The organism is Enterococcus timonensis, from assembly GCF_900104595.1.
GTDB lineage: Bacteria > Bacillota > Bacilli > Lactobacillales > Enterococcaceae > Enterococcus_J > Enterococcus_J timonensis.
The window spans coordinates 560,972-583,276 of sequence record NZ_FNVY01000004.1 but is presented as its reverse complement, the minus strand read 5'-3'; the positions used below and the strand labels follow the sequence as shown (position 1 = coordinate 583,276).

Annotated in this window: 22 protein-coding genes; 3 read left to right on the top strand and 19 right to left on the bottom strand. The window is 39.5% G+C overall.

Going from position 1 to position 22,305, the window contains the following annotated elements; genetic code table 11:
• The 4 genes from BQ5341_RS07485 to BQ5341_RS07470 all read right to left on the bottom strand — a co-directional run bounded on the left by BQ5341_RS07485 (nucleotide 1) and on the right by BQ5341_RS07470 (nucleotide 4,927).
• Nucleotides 1–1,029: an LTA glycolipid anchor biosynthesis glycosyltransferase, IagA/BgsA family gene (locus tag BQ5341_RS07485; RefSeq protein ID WP_071131390.1), complete on the bottom strand. Its 1,029-nt coding sequence runs from the start codon at nucleotides 1,027–1,029 to the stop codon at nucleotides 1–3.
• 130 nt (nucleotides 1,030–1,159) lie between these two features.
• Nucleotides 1,160–2,860 (bottom strand): M3 family oligoendopeptidase, encoded by a 1,701-nt coding sequence (locus BQ5341_RS07480; RefSeq protein ID WP_071131389.1) that lies wholly within the window; start codon nucleotides 2,858–2,860, stop codon nucleotides 1,160–1,162.
• A gap of 73 nt (nucleotides 2,861–2,933) precedes the next feature.
• Complete coding sequence (gene ptsP / locus BQ5341_RS07475) at nucleotides 2,934–4,661, bottom strand: phosphoenolpyruvate--protein phosphotransferase (RefSeq protein ID WP_071131388.1); 1,728 nt, start codon at nucleotides 4,659–4,661, stop codon at nucleotides 2,934–2,936.
• Nucleotides 4,661–4,927, bottom strand: a complete 267-nt coding sequence (locus tag BQ5341_RS07470; RefSeq protein WP_071131387.1) for a phosphocarrier protein HPr — start codon at nucleotides 4,925–4,927, stop codon at nucleotides 4,661–4,663. The genes ptsP and BQ5341_RS07470 overlap by 1 nt, the downstream gene beginning before the upstream one ends.
• A gap of 306 nt (nucleotides 4,928–5,233) precedes the next feature.
• Here BQ5341_RS07470 and BQ5341_RS07465 point away from each other — a divergent pair, with 306 nt between their 5' ends.
• Together BQ5341_RS07465 and BQ5341_RS07460 are read left to right on the top strand one after the other, a co-directional pair.
• Complete coding sequence (locus BQ5341_RS07465) at nucleotides 5,234–7,582, top strand: ATP-dependent Clp protease ATP-binding subunit (protein ID WP_071131386.1); 2,349 nt, start codon at nucleotides 5,234–5,236, stop codon at nucleotides 7,580–7,582.
• A 164-nt stretch (nucleotides 7,583–7,746) separates the two neighbouring features.
• Entirely contained in the window at nucleotides 7,747–8,049 is a 303-nt protein-coding gene (locus BQ5341_RS07460) for a DUF1827 family protein (protein ID WP_071131385.1), read from the top strand.
• Nucleotides 8,050–8,117: 68 nt separating this feature from the next.
• Here the strand turns inward: BQ5341_RS07460 and BQ5341_RS07455 are convergent, their stop codons facing one another.
• The gene (locus BQ5341_RS07455) at nucleotides 8,118–9,695 is read right to left on the bottom strand and encodes a peptide chain release factor 3 (protein ID WP_071131384.1); all 1,578 of its coding nucleotides are present in this window, start codon (nucleotides 9,693–9,695) and stop codon (nucleotides 8,118–8,120) included.
• Between the two features lie 185 nt (nucleotides 9,696–9,880).
• On the opposite strand from BQ5341_RS07455, the gene BQ5341_RS07450 reads away from it, so the two are divergent.
• Complete coding sequence (locus BQ5341_RS07450; RefSeq protein WP_071131383.1) at nucleotides 9,881–10,060, top strand: hypothetical protein; 180 nt, start codon at nucleotides 9,881–9,883, stop codon at nucleotides 10,058–10,060.
• Nucleotides 10,061–10,237: 177 nt separating this feature from the next.
• Here BQ5341_RS07450 and BQ5341_RS07445 read toward each other — a convergent pair whose 3' ends face one another.
• The 14 genes from BQ5341_RS07445 to BQ5341_RS07385 form a co-directional block, all read right to left on the bottom strand.
• Complete coding sequence (locus tag BQ5341_RS07445; RefSeq protein WP_071131382.1) at nucleotides 10,238–10,669, bottom strand: hypothetical protein; 432 nt, start codon at nucleotides 10,667–10,669, stop codon at nucleotides 10,238–10,240.
• Nucleotides 10,670–11,222: 553 nt separating this feature from the next.
• Nucleotides 11,223–12,200, bottom strand: coding sequence for an N-acetylmuramoyl-L-alanine amidase (locus tag BQ5341_RS10520; protein ID WP_071131381.1), 978 nt, complete (start codon nucleotides 12,198–12,200; stop codon nucleotides 11,223–11,225).
• Nucleotides 12,200–12,460 carry a holin gene (locus tag BQ5341_RS07435; protein WP_071131380.1) on the bottom strand — a complete coding sequence of 87 codons (261 nt, stop codon included), beginning with the start codon at nucleotides 12,458–12,460 and terminating at the stop codon, nucleotides 12,200–12,202. The genes BQ5341_RS10520 and BQ5341_RS07435 overlap by 1 nt, the downstream gene beginning before the upstream one ends.
• Before the next feature lies 1 nt (nucleotide 12,461).
• Nucleotides 12,462–12,680, bottom strand: a complete 219-nt coding sequence (locus BQ5341_RS07430; protein WP_071131379.1) for a hypothetical protein — start codon at nucleotides 12,678–12,680, stop codon at nucleotides 12,462–12,464.
• 33 nt (nucleotides 12,681–12,713) lie between these two features.
• Complete coding sequence (locus BQ5341_RS10515; RefSeq protein WP_158661760.1) at nucleotides 12,714–12,851, bottom strand: hypothetical protein; 138 nt, start codon at nucleotides 12,849–12,851, stop codon at nucleotides 12,714–12,716.
• A 2-nt stretch (nucleotides 12,852–12,853) separates the two neighbouring features.
• Complete coding sequence (locus BQ5341_RS07425; protein WP_071131378.1) at nucleotides 12,854–13,117, bottom strand: hypothetical protein; 264 nt, start codon at nucleotides 13,115–13,117, stop codon at nucleotides 12,854–12,856.
• Nucleotides 13,114–14,172, bottom strand: coding sequence for an RNA-directed DNA polymerase (locus tag BQ5341_RS07420; RefSeq protein WP_071131377.1), 1,059 nt, complete (start codon nucleotides 14,170–14,172; stop codon nucleotides 13,114–13,116). Before BQ5341_RS07420 ends, BQ5341_RS07425 begins: the two co-directional genes overlap by 4 nt.
• 291 nt (nucleotides 14,173–14,463) lie before the next feature.
• Nucleotides 14,464–16,233, bottom strand: a complete 1,770-nt coding sequence (locus BQ5341_RS07415) for a phage tail-collar fiber domain-containing protein (RefSeq protein ID WP_205408744.1) — start codon at nucleotides 16,231–16,233, stop codon at nucleotides 14,464–14,466.
• Between the two features lie 20 nt (nucleotides 16,234–16,253).
• On the bottom strand, nucleotides 16,254–17,036 hold the full coding sequence (locus BQ5341_RS07410; RefSeq protein WP_071131376.1) for a putative phage tail protein: 783 nt from the start codon (nucleotides 17,034–17,036) through the stop codon (nucleotides 16,254–16,256).
• A complete protein-coding gene (locus BQ5341_RS07405; protein ID WP_071131375.1) occupies nucleotides 17,033–18,169 on the bottom strand; it encodes a baseplate J/gp47 family protein in 1,137 nt (378 codons plus the stop codon). Before BQ5341_RS07405 ends, BQ5341_RS07410 begins: the two co-directional genes overlap by 4 nt.
• Complete coding sequence (locus BQ5341_RS07400) at nucleotides 18,166–18,534, bottom strand: DUF2634 domain-containing protein (protein WP_071131374.1); 369 nt, start codon at nucleotides 18,532–18,534, stop codon at nucleotides 18,166–18,168. The genes BQ5341_RS07405 and BQ5341_RS07400 overlap by 4 nt, the downstream gene beginning before the upstream one ends.
• Before the next feature lie 4 nt (nucleotides 18,535–18,538).
• Nucleotides 18,539–18,841, bottom strand: coding sequence for a DUF2577 domain-containing protein (locus tag BQ5341_RS07395; protein ID WP_071131373.1), 303 nt, complete (start codon nucleotides 18,839–18,841; stop codon nucleotides 18,539–18,541).
• Complete coding sequence (locus BQ5341_RS07390; protein WP_071131372.1) at nucleotides 18,841–19,815, bottom strand: XkdQ/YqbQ family protein; 975 nt, start codon at nucleotides 19,813–19,815, stop codon at nucleotides 18,841–18,843. Before BQ5341_RS07390 ends, BQ5341_RS07395 begins: the two co-directional genes overlap by 1 nt.
• A complete protein-coding gene (locus BQ5341_RS07385) occupies nucleotides 19,812–20,504 on the bottom strand; it encodes a hypothetical protein (RefSeq protein ID WP_071131371.1) in 693 nt (230 codons plus the stop codon). Before BQ5341_RS07385 ends, BQ5341_RS07390 begins: the two co-directional genes overlap by 4 nt.
• Between the last annotated feature and the right edge of the window lie 1,801 nt (nucleotides 20,505–22,305).

Sequence of the window (22,305 nt, the reverse complement as noted above, 5' to 3'; positions counted from 1 at the left end):
TTATGCCTCACTTTCCAGCTGGTTGGTTTGATCTAAAACTGATTCGTATACTTCTTTTAATTGGAGCCCAATTTGTTCAATACTTCGCTCTTTGGCAACTTTAAAGCCGGCCTCTTTTAAATCAGGCAAAAGCCCTTCGACAATACCTGAAATTTTTTCTTGAAATTGTTCATTACTATTTGCCATATAACAATTTTCATTATTTTTAAGCCAAGGCGTATAAACAGGAATATCTCGAACGAGTACATTTTGCCGACTAGCGAGCGCTTCTAAAACGACAATCCCTTCTGTTTCTTCATAAGAAGGAAAGAAAAATAAATCAGCTGCCGAATAAGCTCCTTCAATAATTTTCCCTTTAATATAGCCTGGAAAAATAACATTTTCCGGGTGATCCTCTTTAACGATTTGGCGAATATTTTTAGGAATCGATAAAAGCGGCGCATGACCAAACCAAATAAAAGTATACTCTGGCATCCGGCGGGCAATATCGACAAAATCAATAATTCCTTTGCGCTCAAAAAATAATCCGACGCAAATTACTACTTTATCTTGCGGTGTCAAATGAAAATAATCGTAAAAAGCAGCTTCTTTTGTTGGACTAGGAGCAAATCTTTTTAAATTAATTCCGTTTGAGATCGCATGAATTGGTAAATTAATTCCGTAGCCTTCTAATAGTTCTTTTGAATAAGGCGTCGGGGTGATTAGGCAATCGGCTTTTTCATATAAAGAAATCAAATATTTTTTAACAATCGGCGATAATTGATTAGAACCAATAAATGAATTGCGAAAATCTTCTTCGGTGGAATGGGCGTGATAAATCACTTTTTTGCCTGCTTTACGGGCCTTGTTCACCATATTTCGACTGTTCACCCCGTACGTATTGATATGTAAAATATCATATGTATCATCCGGATCCAAAGTGTAATCAATTCCGACACTCTTCAAGGCCTTTTTTTGATGCTCCAAAGCCCGACCAATTCCGGATTTCGACAACATTTTTTCACTTTCAAAATAAAGCAATACTTTCAAACATACCCCTCCTAAACTATTTCCAATTATAGCATAACTCTTAAGAGAAACTTCCTCCTTAAGTCTGAATTATAGATGGCAAAATAAAAACACCGACCATTTTTTTGGCCGGCGTCTTACATTTTACTTTTTATTTTAATTGATCTTCAGAAATACTGGATAGATAATTGGAAATATTTTCGATAATGCCAGTCATTGCCCCGTCTTCAAAAGGCGATGTTAAATGTCCAGTTTCTAAAATTTCCATAAATGTTTGGCTGCCACCTACCTGACAAATTGCCATGTAATCTTTCCAAGCATTTTCGTCTTTAGAAACATTGAATCGTTGCCAAAATTGGAAAGCACAAACTTGAGCCAACGTGTAGTCAATATAATAAAAAGGTGATTCAAAAATATGACCTTGTTTCATCCAAAATAAACCACGTTCCAAATCTGGATTCTCGCTGTAATCTTTTCCTGGTTGATACATTTTTTCTAATTTACGCCAAGCATCTTTCCGCTCTTTAGGAGACCAGTCGGGATTTTCATAAACCACTTGTTGAAAATGATCCACTAAAACACCATATGGTAAAAATTTCACTGCACTACTTAAGTGATTGAATTTATGTTTATTTGTTTCATCGCCGAAAAATTTATCCATATAAGGATAAGTAATAAATTCCATCGACATGGAATGAATTTCAGCGGCCTCATTATTAGGAAAAATAATTTCCGGCTCTTTAATCCAGCGCGATTGATAACATTGAAACGCGTGGCCAGCTTCGTGGGTTAAAACATCCACATCTCCAGAAGTACCATTAAAGTTAGCAAAAATAAACGGCGCTTCTTCATTCATAATGTACGTACAATAACCACCAGATTGTTTGCCACGTTTACTTAATAAATCTAGCAAACCATTTTCCACCATGAAATCAAAAAATTCTCCCGTTTCTTTAGACAATTGATGATACATTTGGCGGGCATTTTCCACTAATTCTTCTGGTGTGCCTTGAGGTTTTGGATTGCCACTAGGAAAAGTGAAATCCAAATCATAAGAATACAAATTATCAAGACCTAAACGCTCTTTTTGGCGGGCGTCTAATTTATCCACTACCGGGACAACATCTTGCAAAATATTTTTCCGATACGTTTCTACCATCGTTCGATCATAACCCCAACGATTCATCGCAACATAAGAATAATCTACATAATCTTTAAATCCCAACTTATGGGCAATTTCCGTGCGGACATGGACCATTTGATCATAAATATCATCAAATTTATCTTCATGTTCTGCAAAATAACCAAAACGCGCCGCTTCAGCTGCTTTCCGCACACTGCGGTCGCTACTTTGCAAAAATGGAATTAATTGACTTAACGTATAAATTCCTTCTTGAAAAGAAATTTGCGCTGAGGCCACCAATTTACTATAGGCGGAAACTAATTGATTTTCTTTTTGTTGTAAAGGAATAATTGCTTCATCGAATAAACGTTTTTTGCCTTCAGCAATTAGAAAAATCGTTGCTGGAAAAACAGCCCGCAATTCTTCTTGAAAAGAACTAGCTAAAAGTTCACTGTAATACGTTGCATCTAATGCGTCAAATAACGGCGAATATTCATTCCAATACGTGTCTTCTCCTTCATAAAATTTATCTTCTGTATTGACTGAATAACGAATTAAGGCAATATTGGCCATCGTATCTACTTGACTCCGCAAAACATTGATCGTCGTTATCGCATGAACGGCTTCTTCAGGTGATTGTGCTTTTGTTAAAGTCTCCAGTGCTTGTTTAAAATTTTTCTCGTAAGTTTTATAATCAGGTCGCGTATAAGGAAAATCTTTAAATTGCATATTCAATAACTCCTTTTTGATAAATTAAAAAAACCGAAACATCTCACGACATTTCGGTTTAATTTTTTTAAAATTATTTTACATACTCATTAACAAGTGCCACTACTTCTTCAAGTGTGTCGCAATCGTTAACTGCTTTGTTAGCTAATTCAGCCATTTTTTTCGTGTCTAATCGACTCATTAAGCTCCGTGTTTTCAATACGCTAGTTGCGCTCATGGAGAATTCGTCCAAACCAAGTCCAACTAAAATTGGAACCGCCATTTGATCGCCCGCCATTTCACCACACATACCAGCCCATTTTCCTTCAGCGTGTGCTGAGTCAATGACGTGTTTAATTAATCGCAAAATCGAAGGATTATACGGTTGATATAAATAAGAAACTTCTTCATTCATCCGGTCAGCAGCCATTGTGTATTGGATCAAATCATTGGTTCCAATACTGAAAAAGTCGACATGTTTTGCAAACTTATCAGCTAAAACAGCTGCGGCTGGAATTTCAATCATAATTCCTAATTGAATATCATCGGCTACATCAATTTTTTCAGCGACTAATTTCGCTTTTTCTTCATCAAAAATAGCTTTAGCATTTTTAAATTCGCCAACTGTCGCTACCATTGGAAACATGATTCGTAAATGACCAAAAACAGAAGCCCGTAAAAGTGCCCGCAATTGCGTGCGGAACATCCCTTCACCTAAGTCAGATAAACTAATGCGCAACGCCCGATACCCTAAGAAAGGATTCATTTCTTCAGGTAAAGTTAAATATGGCAACTTTTTGTCGCCACCAATATCCATCGTCCGGACGACAACAGGTTTACCTTCCATGCCTTCAAGAACAGCTTTATATGCTTTAAATTGTGCTTCTTCAGTTGGAAAATCAGGAGAATCCATATATAAAAATTCTGTCCGATATAAACCAATGGCTTCAGCGCCATTATTAATAACGCCATCTAAATCTTTAGGCGTTCCAATATTAGCAGCCAATTCAAAATGCACACCATCTTGAGTCAAGGTTTCAGTATTTTTCAACTTTTCAAGTTCTATTTTTTGAGCAACAAATACAGATTTCTTTTCCTTAAAAGATGAAATTTCATCTTCTGTAGGTTCAATAATAACCACACCTGCAGCGCCGTCGACTGCAAGCATTTGTCCGGCAGTAACTTTTTGGGTGATTTCCCGAGTCCCAACAATTGCTGGAATTTCTAAAGAACGCGCCATAATCGCTGAATGCGAAGTGCGCCCACCGACATCTGTTACGAAAGCTTGAACAAATTTGCCATCTAATTGCGCTGTATCACTTGGCGTTAAATCATGAGCCACCACGATAACTTGTTCGTTAATCATGGCCGGGTTCGGTAAAGTAACACCTAAAAGATGAGCCAAAACGCGCTTAGTTACATCTTTAATATCCGCAGCTCGTTCTTGCATATAAGGATTGTCTTCCATACCTTCAAAAATAACGATAAATGAATCCGTTACTTCTTTTAAAGCAGATTCGGCATTTACAGCTTTGGTTTTAATATTTTCTTTAATTTGGCCAATGAGCTCAGGATCAGACAAAACCATCATATGGGCGTCAAAAACTTGGGCTTCTTCTTCACCTAAATTCTCAGCGGCCTTATTGCGAATCACTTGCAGTTCGCTTACGGATTGTGTCAAGGCATCATCTAGTCTCTTTAGCTCAGAGTCAGTATCTGTGACGCTTTTTTTGTTAAAAGACAAATCCGGTTGAACGAGCATGTAGGCTTTAGCAACGGCAACGCCGTCGGAAGCTGCGATCCCTTTCAACGTATCAGACATTATTCGGATAGTCCTTCCTTTTTCATTGTTTCTTCGATAGCAACGATAGCATCAGCTTCGTCAGAACCTTCAACTGAAATAGTCACGTCAGAACCTTGGCCAACGCCTAAGCTCATTACACCCATGATTGATTTCAAATTAACAGATTTACCTTTATATTCAAGGTTAATATCGGCATTAAATTTTGAAGCAGTTTGTACTAATAAAGTTGCTGGACGAGCGTGAATCCCTGTTTCAGCTACAATGTGAAAATCTCTTTTTTCCATAATAAATCGGTCTCCTTTGTGTGTAAAAATAGTATTTGTGAGGGGTTACTTTTTTAAAAGAAAGCCCTCTTCAATTATCAAGATTACCATTTTTTAAACCGAGATACAACTAATATAATCGCTTTTTTACTGCTTTTTAGGTTTTTACTGCTTTTTTTTTAAAATAATCGAAAAATAAAAAAAAAAATCCCGCCCATTGCACTTTACTTGCCAATTATTTAGCGAGTGACTATAATTAATTTCAAAGGTCAATAAAGGTCAAATAACTTTTTGACTTTAACTTTCCTAACGAAAGGACGTGCACTTATGCTCTGTCAAAACTGTGGTAAAAACGAAGCAACAATCCATTTATATGCCAATGTAAATGGTCAACGTAAACAATTAGATTATTGTCAAAGTTGCTATCAAAAAATTAAAAAAATGCAAAATACAAACGGTGGCAATAATCCGCAAATGTCTGCCAGTGATCCATTTGGCTTTGGAACTTTGGATGATTTATTTAGATCATTACAAGAACGTTCACAAAATCAAGACGATCCTACCCCGCCAACACAAACTGGTGGTGGAAATGGCGGCAATAATTTCTTTGGCGGTCCTAACTTCCCTGGTGGATCTGGCGGCGGCAGTGGTCGACCTTCTAGAAAGAGTCCCAATCCGCAACAAGACGATAGCCTGCTAGGTCAATATGGGATTAATATTACCCAACAAGCACGGAATCGGGAAATTGATCCTGTCGTTGGACGGGATGAAGAAATTAATCGCGTCATTGAGATTTTAAATCGCCGGACGAAAAATAATCCTGTTTTAATTGGCGAACCTGGTGTTGGTAAAACAGCTGTCGTCGAAGGATTAGCCCAAAAAATTGTTGACGGTGAAGTGCCCCAAAAATTACTTGATAAAGAGGTCATTCGTTTAGATGTTGCTTCTTTAGTTCAAGGAACTGGCATTCGTGGTCAATTTGAAGAACGGATGCAACAGCTGATTAGTGAAGTTACCGCCGATAAACGCGTTATTTTATTTATTGATGAAGTCCATGAAATTGTAGGCGCCGGTTCTGCTGGCGATGGCAATATGGATGCTGGAAATATTTTAAAACCAGCGCTTGCTCGTGGCGAGTTGCAATTAGTTGGGGCCACCACTCTTTCAGAATATCGCATTATTGAAAAAGACGCCGCCTTGGAACGCCGGATGCAACCCGTCCGCGTGGATGAACCTTCTGTGGAAGAAACAATCGAAATTTTAAAAGGGTTGAAACCGCGTTATGAAGATTATCATCATGTAAAATACACTGATGCGGCCATTGTCGCTGCAGCTACTTTATCCAATCGCTACATTCAAGATCGCTTCTTACCTGATAAAGCTATTGATTTGTTAGATGAATCTGGATCAAAATTAAATTTAACGATTCAAAGTTTGGATCCAGCAGTCATTGAAAGCAAATTAAAAGAAGCAGAAGATCAAAAACAAGTCGCCTCACAAGAAGAAGATTACGAAAAAGCAGCCTACTACCGTGATCAAATAAATAAATTGAAAAAAATGCAAGAAAAACAAGTTTCAGATGAAAAAACACCCGTCATTACTGAAAAAGAAATGGAAAAAATTGTTGAAGAAAAAACCGGTATTCCAGTTGGTGATTTAAAAGAAAAAGAACAAACTCAACTGAAGAATTTGGCCCAAGATTTAGAAGGACGCGTTATTGGTCAAGACGAAGCCGTCGAAAAAGTGGCTAAAGCTATTCGCCGTAATCGCGTTGGTTTAGGTCAAAAAAATCGGCCAATCGGTTCATTTTTATTTGTCGGACCAACTGGTGTCGGGAAAACTGAACTGGCACGACAACTAGCTTTAGAAATGTTTGGCTCAGAAGATGCGATGATTCGTTTTGATATGAGTGAATATATGGAAAAACACTCGGTCTCAAAACTGATTGGTTCACCTCCCGGTTATGTTGGCTACGATGAAGCGGGTCAATTAACTGAAAAAGTTCGCCGCAATCCTTACTCATTAGTTTTACTGGACGAAATTGAAAAAGCCCATCCTGATGTGATGCATATGTTTTTACAAATTCTAGATGACGGCCGCCTCACCGATGCCCAAGGACGAACCGTCAGCTTTAAAGATACTTTAATTATTATGACGAGTAATGCTGGCACGGGAAATGCGGAAGCCAATGTAGGCTTTGGAGCGATTTTAAGCGGGCAAACCCATTCTGTTTTAGGACAATTAAAAGATTATTTCAAACCAGAATTTCTAAATCGTTTTGATGCGATTGTGGAATTTAAATCATTAACTAAAGAAAACCTCTTGAAAATTGTTAGCTTGATGATCGACCAAGTCAATGTCATGTTGGCTGAACAGAATTTACATTTAGCTGTTGATGAAACAGTTAAAGAAAAATTAGTCGATTTAGGATATGATCCGGCCATGGGCGCTCGTCCTTTGCGTCGAACAATTCAAGATCATTTGGAAGATGGAATTGCCGACTTTTATCTCAATCATCCTAAAGTCCAAAATTTAAAAGCTGTTTTATTAGATGACCAAATTCAAGTCGTTGAAGATTTGCCAGAAAAGCCAAAAAAAGCACCAGCGAAGAGAAAACCGAAAGCTAAAACCGAAACAAAAACAAAAGACGATCTTAAAGACAAAAAAGAAGAATAAAAAAAATGAGCACTGCAAAGTTTTGCGGTGCTTTTTTTCTCAAAAATTTCTATAATGCTCGAAAACTTAACGGAAATTTAGGCAGTTTTTCAGAAAAAAACTTTGTGTTTTCTATTTAAAAAAACTATACTAAAGAAAAGACACTTTCAAAGGATGTGTACGGCATGAAAATGATTGACGTCACCAATTCGCACGGGCGCCTTGTGCAAAAACAATTAGAAAATACCGATGCAAATTTCGTTCGCGTGTATTCACTCGGACAAACAACGGTAGTTTACACTGAAGCAGCAACTCATATTGAAATTTTACTGATTAATAAGGTTAGAAATGTCCAAAGTACTGAAGTTGAATTTGTTCTAGATTATTACAAACGGAATCAACATCTTGTTTTTGATCGCAAAGATATCGAAGTCATTCATTTGAAAGGCGTGGTGGAATTATCCATCAAACGCTTGCCAGCAGCTTAAAAAATTGCCCCGCAAATTTATATTTGCGAGGCTTTTTTTGTAAGTCTTTTTTTATTTGCAAGACTTTTTTATAGTAAACTTTTTAAAGTGACTTTAGGATATTTTTCTTTAAACCAGCGCATAGCGAATTCATTTTCAAAAAGGAAAAGTGGTTGGCCGAAGCGATCTTTGGCTAAAATATTCCGTGAACTAGACATGGACTCATCTAAATCTTCCGCTTCAATCCAGCGGGCTTGTTTCGTTCCCATTGGCGTTAAGTTTACTTCGGTGTTGTATTCATTTTGCATCCGGTATTGGAAAACTTCAAATTGCAATTGCCCGACTGCTCCTAAAATATATTCATCAGATAAATACGTTTTATAAAGCTGAATGGCCCCTTCTTGCACCAGTTGATTGATTCCTTTATGAAATGATTTTTGCTTCATAACATTTTTAGCGGAAACTTTCATAAATAATTCTGGGGTAAATTGTGGCAATTTTTCATATTGTAATGGTTCTTTAGTTTCTGTTAAAGTGTCGCCAATTTGAAAATTCCCAGTGTCATATAAACCGATAATGTCTCCGGCCACGGCTGACTCAAGTGTTTCCCGCGTGTCGGCCATAAATTGTGTCGAGTTGGCTAGCTTCATTTTTTTGCCGGTGCGTTGTAAAAAAACATCCATCCCACGTTCAAAAGTCCCCGAACAAATCCGTAAAAAAGCAATCCGGTCTCGATGAGCAGGATTCATATTGGCTTGAATTTTAAAAATAAAACCAGAAAAGTTTTCATTATATGGTGAAACTTCAACACCTTCTTCTGTATCGTGGGCATGTGGTTTAGGGGCAAATTTTAGAAAAGTCTCTAAGAAAGTTTGCACGCCAAAATTCGTTAAAGCCGAACCAAAAAAGACTAACGTTTGTTTTCCGTGGGCGACTTTTTCCATATCGAAACTATCACCGGCGCCAGTTAAAAGTTCAACATCCTCTAACGCTTGGGTGTAAATATTATCTTGATTTAACGGATGATTGGCGGGGATTTTTCCTTGAGAATCCAGCGGAATAAATCGTTCGCTATCGACTTTTGGCCGATACGTTTCTAGGCGATGATGATATAAATCATAAAGGCCAATCAAACCTTTCCCCATGCCAATGGGCCAATTCATCGGATAAGATTCAATTTGCAGTAAATCTTCTAATTCTTCTAACAGATCTAAAGGTTCACGGCCGTCCCGGTCTAATTTATTAATGAAAGTAAAAATTGGAATGCCCCGAGCTTTGACAACTTTAAATAGTTTTTTTGTCTGGGCTTCGATCCCTTTAGCCGAGTCAATTACCATCACAGCAGCGTCAACAGCCATTAAGGTTCGATACGTATCTTCAGAAAAATCTTCATGGCCGGGAGTGTCTAAAATATTCACACGCTTGCCATCGTAATCAAATTGCATGACGGAACTAGTAACAGATATCCCCCGCTGTTTTTCAATTTCCATCCAGTCAGACTTAGCAAAATTCCCAGTTTTTTTCCCTTTAACTGTTCCAGCTTGGCGAATCGCGCCACCGAATAGTAAAAGTTGTTCAGTAATTGTTGTTTTCCCGGCATCCGGGTGAGAAATAATCGCAAAGGTGCGGCGAGAATCCACCTCTTGTTTTAAGTGTTCGTTTTTCATAGTTGCTCCTTTTTTAAGTGGTCATTTTGATTTAAATTTTCTATTTACATTGTTCAACCTCACTTTTAGATTCAAATTAGTATAACACGCGCCGGATACAATTTTCAAAAAAATTTTTTCTAGGTGCATATCTTTTTCAAATAATAAAATCTCTTGTATGCTTAAACTACAAGGAGGGATTATTTATGACAGACAAAAAAAAGCCTACCAAAGAAGAATTAGAGGAAAAACTTGCTCAGGCGGATCGAAAAAAAGCGAAGTTAGAAAATCTTGAGGATAAAAATCCTGAAGATATCGACGCCTTAAATAAAGATTTTTATGTCACCCCTGATCAAACCCAAGGACCATTTCCAGAAGACCGTTAATAATTATCATCCAGCACCATCGATAAATGCCCGTCAAAGTTTAGTCTGCCGACTAATTTTTGATGGGCATTTTTTTCTTTCTATTATTTTGTTTAATCAGACGTGGTCATTTGGCTTGAAATAAAAAAGGAAGCTATCCCTTATTTTGAAGGGTAGCTTCCTTTTTTTAAGTTGTAATCATTTTTTGACCATATATTCTTCAAAAATCAAAGGATGGACTTTCTTTAATTTAACTTGAAGAAGACCCGTTGGCGAGGTCACTAAAAATCCTTCATTCTCACCTAATTGAAAAACGCCATTACCAATCAATTCATATTTCGTTTCCCAGATAATTTTGCGATCAGTTTGATCACTAGATACAAATTGAACATAATTTTTCTTTTCATAATTGGGCATTATTTGGACTGCATTTCCACCATCATTTTGCCAAAAATCGGCTGGGATATCTTTAGCAAGATATTCAGAAGTAAGGATGGAGCGCTGAAAAACATCTGCCGTTTGTTTTTTCTCAATCAAAAGATAGACGATACCGACAAGCAAACTTAAGATGACTAAACCATTTAGAATTCTTAGAATCAACCTAACCTTTAACTTGGGTTTGACCGACATAGATTACACCTACCACTTCATAATATTTTTTGTTAGACAAACTTCATTTTTAGAAAAAAAATTTTAAAACCAAACGACATCCTTTCATTTCTTGATGACTTATCTGACTCACTTTTGCTTTCTACACTGAGTATATCTTAGTTCTTTTTTTAATCAATACTCTTGTCGTAAATGGTCTGTTTTTGGTCGTAATTGGTTCTTTTATCCTTTTAATATAAATTCCAAACCTTTTTTTAACGCAAAAAAAGACTTACTCAAAACTTAAATAGTTTTGAGTAAGTCTGCCGCTATCCTACTGAGAAGAAAAGCAATTGGAGAATTTTTAAGCAAGGGCGCCCATGGGATCCCAAGGTTTTGCCAATAATTTTCCAGAAGTAGTAAAATGCGATAATACCGGCATTTTAAGGTTACATTAAGATAAAACTTTCAGTCAAAAATGACGAAAAACAGACAAAGTATTATTACTTTTGCCCCCTTTTTGCCCCCTTAAAAATTCATAAGAATAAAAAAAATAACCCCACGCTCGCGAATGAATGTGGGGTTTCTTCTATTATTAAACTACAGCAACATATCTCCGATTGCCAGAGGCTCCAATGTAGGATAGCCACACGTAACCACCAGCGGTCACTTTGCTGTCATAGATGACTGATTGACCTTTTGAATATAGTCCAACAACAGATGAGCCAGTCGAAGCATTAGATCTGATATTTGTATTCGCGGTAAAAGTGTATCGGCCGGAATTTGGTAAATCCGAGCCTTTTAACTTTGGCGTGCTTGCTTTAATCTCTGTCACATACGCCCCAGAAACCCAACCCCAGCCATCCGCCTCAAACCATGACTTATATTGGCCAACTTGTTCGCCGTTGGTGATGATTCGCGTGGCGGTAAATGTTTGTCCCTTTTTAAGCTGCCGCACTAGTGTAGACTGACTTGTGGCAGTCGTCCGGACGTTTAAAACGTCGATATCAACTACTTGTTTTTTGTTCCATGCTTTTACAACATATCCTCCACCGGCAGCTGGCTTAGATGGTGCAGGAACGTCAGCAGCGGGTTTACTGGGCGTGCCCGCAAGCTTAGCTTTAAAGGCATTCCATCGCGTCCATTTGCCATCCAAATTAAATTGCGCCGGGCAATTTTTACGGCTGGCATCATAGTGGCGCACAACATGCGCATTATCCACCCCATATTTTGATTGCAAATGTTTGACGAGTTCTAAGGTATTAGCTTCTGTTTTTTCCGTTACCGCGCCACTGGGTAAGCACATCTCAATCCCAATGCTATTTGAGTTAGTAATACCATATTTACCATGACCATCCCCGCAATGCCAAGCCCCATGACTTTCTTCTACACTTTGCCAAATGCTGGAATCATCAACAAAATAATGCGCGGAGGCGTTTCGATTGCCGCCAAAAAAGTAATCCACGTTATTTTTTGCAGTAGATTGCGCGCCAACATCATGCACCACAATATATTTTACGCTATTGCTATTATTAAAATTATACGCTGAGATGCGCTTTTGAATAGGCAACATTATTTTTCCTCCTTTTTAATTAAGCCCGCGCCAAGGTCATAAAAGCCACCCGCAGCTAGTCCTGCGATAGCTCCGCCCCAGGCATATAAAACAATCTCTCCTGATGCAAAAGAGGCCGCATAAGCGACCCCTAGCAAAAGACCGATAAAGACATTGATTACAGGCAACCACTTGTTATCTGGCACGCTGGACTTAACCAGCTGGGTGACCGCCATTACGATTACACCAATTACGCTTGCTGCTGCTAAAATGTTGTTCATATTATTTCTTCCCTTTCATTTCCATAATGTCGTGTTCCGCTTCCCGCATTTTACCCTCGAGCTCAAAAGTGCGTTCGACGATGTTGTTGTGTTTTTCTACTTTTTTTTCAAGTTGCTCAATTCGATATGTGGTCAGCTTATTAGCAACCACAATCCCGCCAAAAGCTCCACCAAGTGTGCCAACCAAGCTGATGACCGACACGATAATTGTTTCACTCAATCCCCATTCCTTCTTTTCAAAAAAAATAGAGGCCTATTTTTCGGCCTCTTCCGCGCTTTCTTTTTCCGTCAATTCCGTAATTTTAGCTTGTACCTTTTTGCGCCAAAGCGATGGTACTGCCTCAACGGTGATACGCCCGATTTGGATTTCACCCACAAAAAAATTTACCATTTTTACGCCCCCTCCATCATTCCTGCCACGATTTCGGACAGCTCCAAAATCGCATCTGATTTGTTTTTGTCACGCTGATCCAGCAGCAAAATGTACTCATCTTTTGAGTACTGATGCAGCTGATACTCGTAGCCCTCAAAGGCCTGTTCGCCTTCTGCTGCCTCTTCTTTTACGGGTGTGACGTTTTCTGCCACCCAGACACTTTCATCATCCACCACAAGTGCTTGTGGCTCTACGGTGCTTTTCACTAACCCATGATTTTTCATGCTCTTCCACCTTTCAAATTTTTATCATAATATTCTTTAATGGCTGGCTCTATTGGCTCAAAATACTTTTTGTAAAGCCGATAGCTGTTGCAGTGCTTTATCCAGCCTTTATAGGACTGGACCGAGCAAAAATCAGTAAAACTAATCTCCTCTCCAGCCTCATGCCTTCTGCGAATTTTTCGCAGTTGCCGCTTCATATTTGTTGCGGTGGATTTCCGCAGCAACGTATAACCCTTAAAAACGCGATAGCCGACAAAGTCAACACCTCTGACATTTGTCGGAAAGACCTGCCAATTGTCTTTTACAGTGAGCTTAAGCGTCTCAACAAAATACTGATCTATTTGCTTACGCTGATTGTGTAGTATCTCTTTAGACTCGTCAAAAATGACTATGTCATCCATATATCTATAGTAGTATTTGACCCGCAAAACCTCTTTTGCCCAGTGATCAAAAGCGCCCAGATAAAAATTACCGCTGTATTGCGATAAGTAATTACCAATGGGAATTCCTGTATCTCCTGGCGTAGAATCAATTATCTCATCCAACAGCCAAAGCAACTCCTGGTCTTTAAAAAGTCGCCGGTACTTTGCTTTTAAGATGTCGTGATTAATTGACGGATAAAATTTCTTGGCATCAATCTTGAGACAATATTTTGTGCCAGGGCTCTCACTATTGACCGCTCTTTGCACCCTTTTAAGACAGTCATGAATGCCTTTTTTAGGTATAGCTGAATAGGTATCTGCCGTTAAAAACTTAAGCAGATATGGCTCAACTGCCTGCAAAATTGCCCACTGACAAATACGATCAGGAAAATATGGAAGCTTATAAATCAGGCGCTCTTTGGCCTTTTCTTTTTTGATAAAGGTCTTATACTCTGATGTCTGATAAGTATGATTAATAAGCATTTCCTGCAATAGATTTAAATATTTATCTGGGTCTTTATTCATGGCTTTTACTTCTTCATACCAGCCTTTACCTTTTCGGGCATGTATATGAGCCAATTTTAAATTATCCATATCATAGATTTTTTCATACAGGTTACCGATTCTTTTCAATAGTTTTTTCTCCTATTGTATGCAAGTTCAAGCCCGACTTTCGAGAGTCAACCTACTCACCGGGCATCACTCATTTTTTATATTTTGCCAAGTGGCATGGCAATGCTGTTTCACGGTGGTACTTTAATTTGCATTTACTAGGTGCCCGCTGATATTACGATTCCGATTCGCCGACCAATTGTTCAGATTCCAATAGAAACTGCCCGTATTAGAAGAATTATTCCAATTCCCGCTGGGGATAAAAGGGCGGATGATAAATCAACGCAACATTGCCAAAAAAGCTTTTAAATCCTAAGCGACATACACCAGGCGCCCGCCGATACCACGATCCCGAGCCGCCGACCAATCGCCCAGATTCCAATAGAAACCGCCCGCATTAGAAGAATCAGTCCAACGCCCGCCAAGCCGAGCAGAACGCCAGCCGCTGCCATCCGTAGCAGTATAGTTTTGATAAAAATAATCTCCGACTGGCACACTCGAATTGCCGGCGACCTCACTGGAAATGAAGAGCCAATCAAAATCACCGCCCCCATATCCAAAAGCAGACGTATAGCCATTTGCCTTTGCTGGTGTAAAGCCGCAATCCTGATAGGCTCCGGCAGAAGAGCTTTCCACAAAATCATGGTCCGCGATAAACATGGAATGCACGCCATTTGCCATGATGTTCATGCCATCCACGTTTTTCCAGATGTTGCCGTAAAAATTTTCTTCACCACGATAGCTTGTAATGTTGATTTGGTTTTGGTTTGCGACCTGACCACTCTTATTTCCAAGTGTTGCCGTTCCGCCGCTGACTTCCGCCATGTTACTTGCCGGGTCATCAGTTTTAAGGGTGGCACCCAATCCCAAAATACTTTGCCAGTTAAATGTGTTGTACTCAATCAAAAATAACAGCTGCGTCATGGCCACTGTCGCCGCATAAGCTTGTTGCCATCCCGCGCCGCGCTTTTGAGCTAGTAAACGGAGATTTGCACGGGTCAAATCTTGCGTAAGACCTGATGCAGGCTTAGCTCCTGCAATCGATGCAAAAGTGTCTGCAGAAAAATCAGCAATCTGTTCATCGTTTAAAATATAAGCAGCCGTTGAAGTATCATAGATAGAACCTTCAAAAGCAGATAAATAAATTTTTTCCTTTACGGCACCATTTACGATGAAGGCCGGATGTACTTTAAAGCCGGTTTTAGGTTTGTCTGATACATAATAGCGGGCTTTTCGCAGATGGAAACCTTTGCCATCTGTAATCGGGTCCATCACCAGCGGTGTTACCCGGTAATAAAAAAGTGGTTGTTCCACCATGACTTGCACTTTAGTACCGATTGGATAGACCACTTCATTTTTTGTGATGGCTTGTAAAAGTGCCCCTGTTTCCGTGTAGCCAGTTTCGCCAAAGTATGCTAGCACTTTCCCATCGTCGGTTAAGATGCATCGCTTACGACCACCAAAAGTGTTGATGGTGTCAAATCCTTCCACTGGCGAGCGGTTAATTGACCCAGCCAACCGTTTAAAAGTCTTGTTAGTCATATCGACTTCCGTGCCGAAAATCTCAGCGTCGTTATAGCCGACAAAACCTTGCAGGTCCTCGACATCACTTTTTATCTCTTTGATGTCACCCTTTGTGGCAAAAGCTGCGCTGTCGACGGTCATCGTGACTTGACTGGCGTTGCCCACTTCAGTGTAAAAACGAACAACTAAACCTGTGCTAGACACGCCTGTATCTGCCGGCATAAAGCCTTTGGTTTTGGCAGTGGCCACTGCATATAAAATTTCGCCCTCGTCGGGATCGCTGGCGTAAAGTCCAATCGTATTTACATCGTAACCTGCGGCCAAACCTTTATTGTCAAAAGCACCCTCTACAGATACGGTCGCGCCGTTATTAGGCTTGGCTTGACAAGTTGTTGTCTGCTTGATGCTAGTGACACCAGTCAGCCCCTCGAGCGCGGAAACGGCGTAGACCGTTGAGCTAGTTACAATTTTTGTAAAAGCTGCAGTCGTGCGCCCGGATAACAATTTGGCCATCAACGTACGGCCCTTTGTGGTAATAACAGATTGATTAAATTCCAAAAGTTTTCACTCTCCTTTTTTTAGTCCAAAGTAATAAAATCAGCAGACACTGCGCCGGCCGATTGAATCGCTTTTTGCTTTGTTGCTAGCGCTGCTTGATAGTCGTGAGTCAAATCGCTCTGCGCTAAAAGTGTGCTGGCCACCGCAATTTTTTGGCTTTGTGTGGCGGCAGTATTTGCTTTAAAATCAGCAGTTACCCCATTAAAATGACCGGCCGTAACACCCGTTCCAGCCAAAACACTTTGCCCGGTTTGACTTGTTTGCTTAAAATCTTGCGTGATCGTTACAAACTCGCCGGCTGATAAAGCAGCACCTAAAAAAATCTGCTCTATCAAATCGCCTAGAGCTAGATGATTATTGACATCCGCCACCAGATTGGCCGGGATAATTGTGCGAATCATGTAGTCCAAATCGCTCATTTGGCCTTGATGCTCAAAGTAACTCTCAATAATTACGCGATACTCATCAAAAATACTAGTGATTGTTACAGAGCTGCCAAAGCTAAGCAGCACCTCCTCCAAGTACCTTTTTGTATATGGCTTTTGAGTAGATAGCCGGGATAAAATTCTAAAGCGACGCATCTCTAATGTGTCTCCACTTTGGCGGACTATCCGCAGCATATTTTCATACACGGCCAAAGTTTCAGAATCTGCTGTAGAAACGTATTGATTACTTTGCGTTTGTTTGATTTGCAAAGCCAGCTCATCAAATAATTCTTGTTCTATTTCCATCAATAACTTGGTTTCAAAAATATTTTCGTACCAGTTCGGCAGCATTTTTTTTAGGTCTTGAGCCTCTATCATTGATAGCTCACCGTCCCCAAAAAGGCGCATTCTTGCAAACCGTTATCCAAAACTAAGACCAGGTCTTTTTCAGCGCCATTTAATTTTACATTGCTGACATTGGCCACGCCTGTAATTTTTAAGAGTGTTGCCATCAGCTGCGACCGATAGATAGTTTGCTGGTACTTGTAAAGCTCATCATGATTGCCCCATGTTTTCCGAATGGTTAAAAAGTGTTCTTTTAGCGCGGCATCAATACTGTTTTTTATTGAGTCCAACGTAACGCCAACTTCTGTGTCAATGTGAAGCGCGACATTGATAGTTTTGACAGCTGGCGCTGCGATAGTTACCTCGTGTCCGATTGGCGCAATGCCGTATCCTTTTTGATCGCCAGTTGGGTCAATTACTGTTTGTACATTGGTCAGTAACGCATTGGTTGGCAAATCTAAAGAATTACTCAAAATGACAATGCGAACCGTCCCACCCCCTTTCCAGATAGGGTAAACCTGGACTGCACCAACGCCATCAATTTTCGAGGTAAATTGAATATAATCTTCGATATTTCCACCATACTGATTGACCTCATAGGTTTTCAAAATGCGAGCACGCAGATCATCATCTGTTTCAACATCTCTGGCCGGAATAGTGACCTCAGTTAAGTTGCCTTCACCCAGTCCATTGAAATGGTCGATGGGAAGTAATTGCCCAATATACTGATTTCCAACCGTTCCAAACGATTCACTCATGAGCGTGTAATTTCCATCAGTAACTTGCTGAATCACAGAATAATAAGCAGGGTTTTCACCAATACTGGAAAACCGATTACCCTCAACCAGTTGCTTATAGGGCTTGCCATCGGGATCTGTAAAAACGCCGGTGACAATAGATTTAGTTGCAACTATTCTTTTTAGTCCATGTTCTTCAGCTCTTAAGTCCAGATAACCTTCAGTGGCTGTTTGCACGAAAGAATCGAGCATGATATTTTTTAGATCCATGCTGAATAGTGCAAGTTGATAACATGCGGGCGCAAGGGCATCATAAATAATTGATCCCTCACGTTTATCAATCGTATCAGGGACTTGCGAAAGAGCTTCTTCAATGTAGTAGTCATAGGTATATTTTTCTAGAAATTTACCAATGTCTTCTGGATTCATAATGTCACCTCCTGCTCTACTTTAAAAGCGCCAAAAACACTAACCACTTGAAAGGCGATCAAGGCGGAAGATTTCGATTGCTGAACAATTTCAAAATCATCAATACTAACAATTCGCTCATCAGACAACAGCGATTCTTTCACAACTCGTTCACATTCGGCAGCAACTAAATCAAAAGATTGGCCAAACAAATTTTCCAATTCAATTCCATATTCATCTGAATAGATTTCAAACCGAAACCGTTCCGTCTGTAAAATCTTTTCGACACTTTGCCGAATTGCATCCATTTCATCAATCCATCCACTCACGCGACCATTTAAAATCCGGTAAGTTCGAGAGGGTTCAATTGAAATAATTTCATCCATCTTCTCATCCCCTTTCTAATACATAATATTTTTGGCCCTTAGAAAACCGAAGCATCACAACTCTATCGCCAGATTTCAGCGCTTCAAATACTGTTGCACTACCTGATTTTCCATCAATCGTAATAGTAATAATTTTTTCTTTTACAAGCTCCGACAAAATAATATTGTCAGCTCCAATTTCAAGCTGTGGATTCACTCTAATTTTGAGAGGTGAGGTACTAGTAACTGCACCAAATAAAACATCTGCTAAATCACTATGCGGAATTCTTTGGTCTTTGATAAGCCTTGCAAGTTTTTCCCCGGCCATTATCCAATCACCTCAACTTCCATTGACTGCGTATGAACAGGGCTAAAAGTGTGGGTACACGATCTAACTAAAACCTTCCGAGTATCTTTGCCCCATTCCCGCTTCAGGTCAGAGAGAAGCAATGTAAAGCTGTTACCAGCTCTAATCGCCATATTGCCAATTGATTCAAGTGATAAGGATGTTGCTTCAGCATTATTTTGCTTAAGCGCATCATTCGCCTGTTTTTGTAATTGGTTGGCATTCATATCTGCATCAGTCGCCTTTTCAACTTTCTGGAGCTTTCCCCACACGGCAATTGTTTTATCGCTGGTTGCAGTAAAGACTTGCCTTGACTTAGTTTTTTCATCCTCGCGAATTACTTTAATAGAGTTGTACGCTTCATCAATACTGCTTTCGTAACTGTAATCGGTTATCAACGACTCATCGCCCAAAAGCAAATTTGTCATTAAATAATCAACATCAGCAAATTTCAATGTACCCGAATCATCATAGACAAAATAACGATAAGTTGTAGCCGTTCTTGTTTCATCAAGCGCATCCGATAACATGGAAAAATAAGTTTTAGCATCTTCAATAACCCCGGCACATTTATATGATGAGGCCTGACTAATTTTGTAGCTCAGGCCTTGTATCTCACATATTTTTTTGAACCTTTCTGAAGCAGTTGATGCACCAAAAACGATTGTATCTTCATTTTGTAAATACCGAAGATTGTCGTACGCAACTATTTTCCACAAGCCATCTTTTTGTTTTCGCCGGATAAAAATTTTCCCTTTAAAAAATTGTTTGTCATCAGCGAAAGCCTCAATGATATCACCTGAACGATAAAACACTGCCTTATCTTCAGTAATCGAAAAACTAAATTTCCCCGGTTGTGAGTCCATCGACGTGTACCAGACAGGGCTTGAAACAATTTCCGATAAATCGTATTGAGTGTAATACGTAACGCTGGTACCCAAGATTTTCAAATTCATATGCGCGTCACCGAACCCTTTGTAACCCAACCGCGCCATCCACCGTTAAGAGTAGTGACGTGGTACGGATAATTCTGGCCACCTTTAGGATTTGAAACGATGATTGAAACTAATCGCTCCGCATTAACCTCGGTTTGACCAGGCGCAGAACCATATGAATCACGATGTAATCTGCCATTTACGCGAACCTTACAGCCAACCGTAATGGCTTGAGTTGTGGCAGGGCGCGGTGCGGGCTTCGGTTTAGGCTTTGGCTTATCAACATTTTTAACAAACTTCGCGCCATATTCTTTGTACTCTTTAAGAGTGATCGAGTAGTCATAATCATTTGTTGCATCATTTATTGACCAATCAAACGAATCAATGGAAACTAACATATTGATGTTTGTATCCGTGACAATGAAACGGATTGGCTTTAAATTATTCATTGCTGACTCAATCAACTCAACATATTTCTTAGGCTCAAGAAATGTGGCGTCTTGATTCACATAACCAAACTTTTTATCAACAGCAAAAAACGAGCTGAAGCTTAATGACTTCAACCCATTTTTTGCTAATTGTGTGATTTCGCCTAATTTAACGACTTCGGCCGATTGGTTATTTGAAGGAATAGCCATTTTAACCGAGCCTGGATTGACCGGCAAAATATAACGTTTCCCTCCAATTTCTAAATAAAAACGTATTGCCAAAGTTTATCCCTCCTTTTAACTCAAATCAGCTTCGGCCATCTCTAAAACTTTATCTTCTAACTCTTTTAGTAAAGCTTCATGGTCAATTGGCTGTCCATCTTTGTTCTCAATATTGATTGTAACTTGTGGCGTCACTTGTTTTTGATTCACAACAATTTGTTGACTTGCTGAAGCTTTCAACCTTGAAATTTCGCTGTCATCAAGTTGCACGCTATTAGTGATTGTGCCGTTCGCACTGAGGTCTCCTAATGGTTCTGGGACCGATGCAAAAGCCAATGCATTACTTGCACTTGCGACAAGGTCTTTAGTAGCCGAGATTCCATTTGCTAAACCCGCACCAACAAATCCGCCAATCTCCATCATAACGCGCGAAGGAGAATGAATTTTCAATGCTGATCTAATCGTTGCCGAAACTTGATTAGCCACGGATTGGGCCGCCGTAATTGCAGACCCAGCGCCGGATTGAATACCGGCCGATAAACCAGACATTGCATAAGCACCGGCAGATTGCAATTGTCCACGCAATCCAGAAAAAGCAGAAACAATTGATGCATTACCAGCTTTTACCGTAGCTATTGCTTTGTTCATTCCGCTAGAAACTGTCACATTAAATGCAGCCATACCTGCAGTTGTCGCACTATTCATGGTTTGAAAAGCTGTAGCAACTGAATTCAATCCCGCAGCAGCCACCGCAGAAGTAGTTGCAACGCTGCTAAACGCAGAACTCAACATCAAGAAACCAGTAGCAACTGATCCGACATCGCCAGTTTCACTACCGATACCATTCAATGCTGATAAAACAGTTTTAATCTCATTAATCTTCGCGATTGCGGCCGCAGACTGAATTTCTGCCGTTGCAATCTGATTGACAGATGAAACTAAGTCAAATAGCATAGCCAAAGAATTTTTAGCTTCTTCGAGTTGTCCATTTTTGACCATTCCGCCAATTAAAGTACCTATATTTCCTGTTCCAACCGCCTGAATAATATCACTTATTTGATTGATTTTTGAAACAGCAGCGGCCGCTTGAATATCGGCATCAGCAATCTGATTAATTGGAGTGATTAAATTAAACATTGCGGTCAGAGAGCTTTTTACTTCTCCCAGTTGCGCAGCCTTAATCATTGTTCCAAAATAATCTGTTAAATTCGCGGTACCCAATGCTTCAATCATTGTTCCAATGCGTTCAATTTTTTGCGATGCAATAAGAGCTTTGACATCAGCATCCGCGATTTGATTAATTGGCGCAATCAAATTGAACATGGCATCAAGTGTGCTTATCACCTCAGTCAATTGAGCTGATTTAATCATCGTTCCAATTAATTCAATTAAGTTTGATGAGCCTAATGCTTCAACAACCGAATTAATTGCTTTTACCTTCGATTTTGCATCTTCTGCATTAACCGTAATTCCTTGCAAAGTAGAAATACTATTACCAATATCAACTAATTGATGAAAAGCATCTTTCGCAATTGCAAATTTGGCTGTATCCAGCCCTCCGCCAAAAATTGAAGAAATTTTTGATAAAATTCCTCCGCTGCTTAACGAATCAATAACTGATTGAATGCTATCGATTTTGCTAGTGACTGTTCCAGCATTAAACTCTAGTGACTCAAATTGGGTTAGAATCGTTCCAATTTCAACTAATTTTTGCAGTGTAGTATTTACGATTGCAGTATCAATTGCTGTAAACCCGCTTGAAATCAAATCACCTAAATCAGATTTAGCAATTGATTCGATGACAGCTTGAATTTGCTCAATCTTTGTACCTGCTGTATTAGAAACCACAATATTATCAAAC

Excerpts from the sequence above, each read along its gene's own strand:
- BQ5341_RS07395 (WP_071131373.1), bottom strand. The coding sequence starts at position 18,841 with ATGGCCGGGGAAAAACTTGCAAGGCTTATCAAAGACCAAAGAATTCCG.
- BQ5341_RS07425 (WP_071131378.1), bottom strand. The coding sequence starts at position 13,117 with ATGAAAAATCATGGGTTAGTGAAAAGCACCGTAGAGCCACAAGCACTT.
- BQ5341_RS07445 (WP_071131382.1), bottom strand. The coding sequence starts at position 10,669 with ATGTCGGTCAAACCCAAGTTAAAGGTTAGGTTGATTCTAAGAATTCTA.
- BQ5341_RS07460 (WP_071131385.1), top strand. The coding sequence starts at position 7,747 with ATGAAAATGATTGACGTCACCAATTCGCACGGGCGCCTTGTGCAAAAA.
- BQ5341_RS07410 (WP_071131376.1), bottom strand. The coding sequence starts at position 17,036 with ATGATAGAGGCTCAAGACCTAAAAAAAATGCTGCCGAACTGGTACGAA.
- BQ5341_RS10520 (WP_071131381.1), bottom strand. The coding sequence starts at position 12,200 with ATGTTGCCTATTCAAAAGCGCATCTCAGCGTATAATTTTAATAATAGC.
- ptsP (WP_071131388.1), bottom strand. The coding sequence starts at position 4,661 with ATGTCTGATACGTTGAAAGGGATCGCAGCTTCCGACGGCGTTGCCGTT.
- BQ5341_RS10515 (WP_158661760.1), bottom strand. The coding sequence starts at position 12,851 with ATGGTAAATTTTTTTGTGGGTGAAATCCAAATCGGGCGTATCACCGTT.
- BQ5341_RS07465 (WP_071131386.1), top strand. The coding sequence starts at position 5,234 with ATGCTCTGTCAAAACTGTGGTAAAAACGAAGCAACAATCCATTTATAT.
- BQ5341_RS07435 (WP_071131380.1), bottom strand. The coding sequence starts at position 12,460 with ATGAACAACATTTTAGCAGCAGCAAGCGTAATTGGTGTAATCGTAATG.
- BQ5341_RS07400 (WP_071131374.1), bottom strand. The coding sequence starts at position 18,534 with ATGGATGAAATTATTTCAATTGAACCCTCTCGAACTTACCGGATTTTA.
- BQ5341_RS07470 (WP_071131387.1), bottom strand. The coding sequence starts at position 4,927 with ATGGAAAAAAGAGATTTTCACATTGTAGCTGAAACAGGGATTCACGCT.
- BQ5341_RS07455 (WP_071131384.1), bottom strand. The coding sequence starts at position 9,695 with ATGAAAAACGAACACTTAAAACAAGAGGTGGATTCTCGCCGCACCTTT.
- BQ5341_RS07450 (WP_071131383.1), top strand. The coding sequence starts at position 9,881 with ATGACAGACAAAAAAAAGCCTACCAAAGAAGAATTAGAGGAAAAACTT.
- BQ5341_RS07405 (WP_071131375.1), bottom strand. The coding sequence starts at position 18,169 with ATGAATCCAGAAGACATTGGTAAATTTCTAGAAAAATATACCTATGAC.
- BQ5341_RS07390 (WP_071131372.1), bottom strand. The coding sequence starts at position 19,815 with ATGAATTTGAAAATCTTGGGTACCAGCGTTACGTATTACACTCAATAC.
- BQ5341_RS07480 (WP_071131389.1), bottom strand. The coding sequence starts at position 2,860 with ATGCAATTTAAAGATTTTCCTTATACGCGACCTGATTATAAAACTTAC.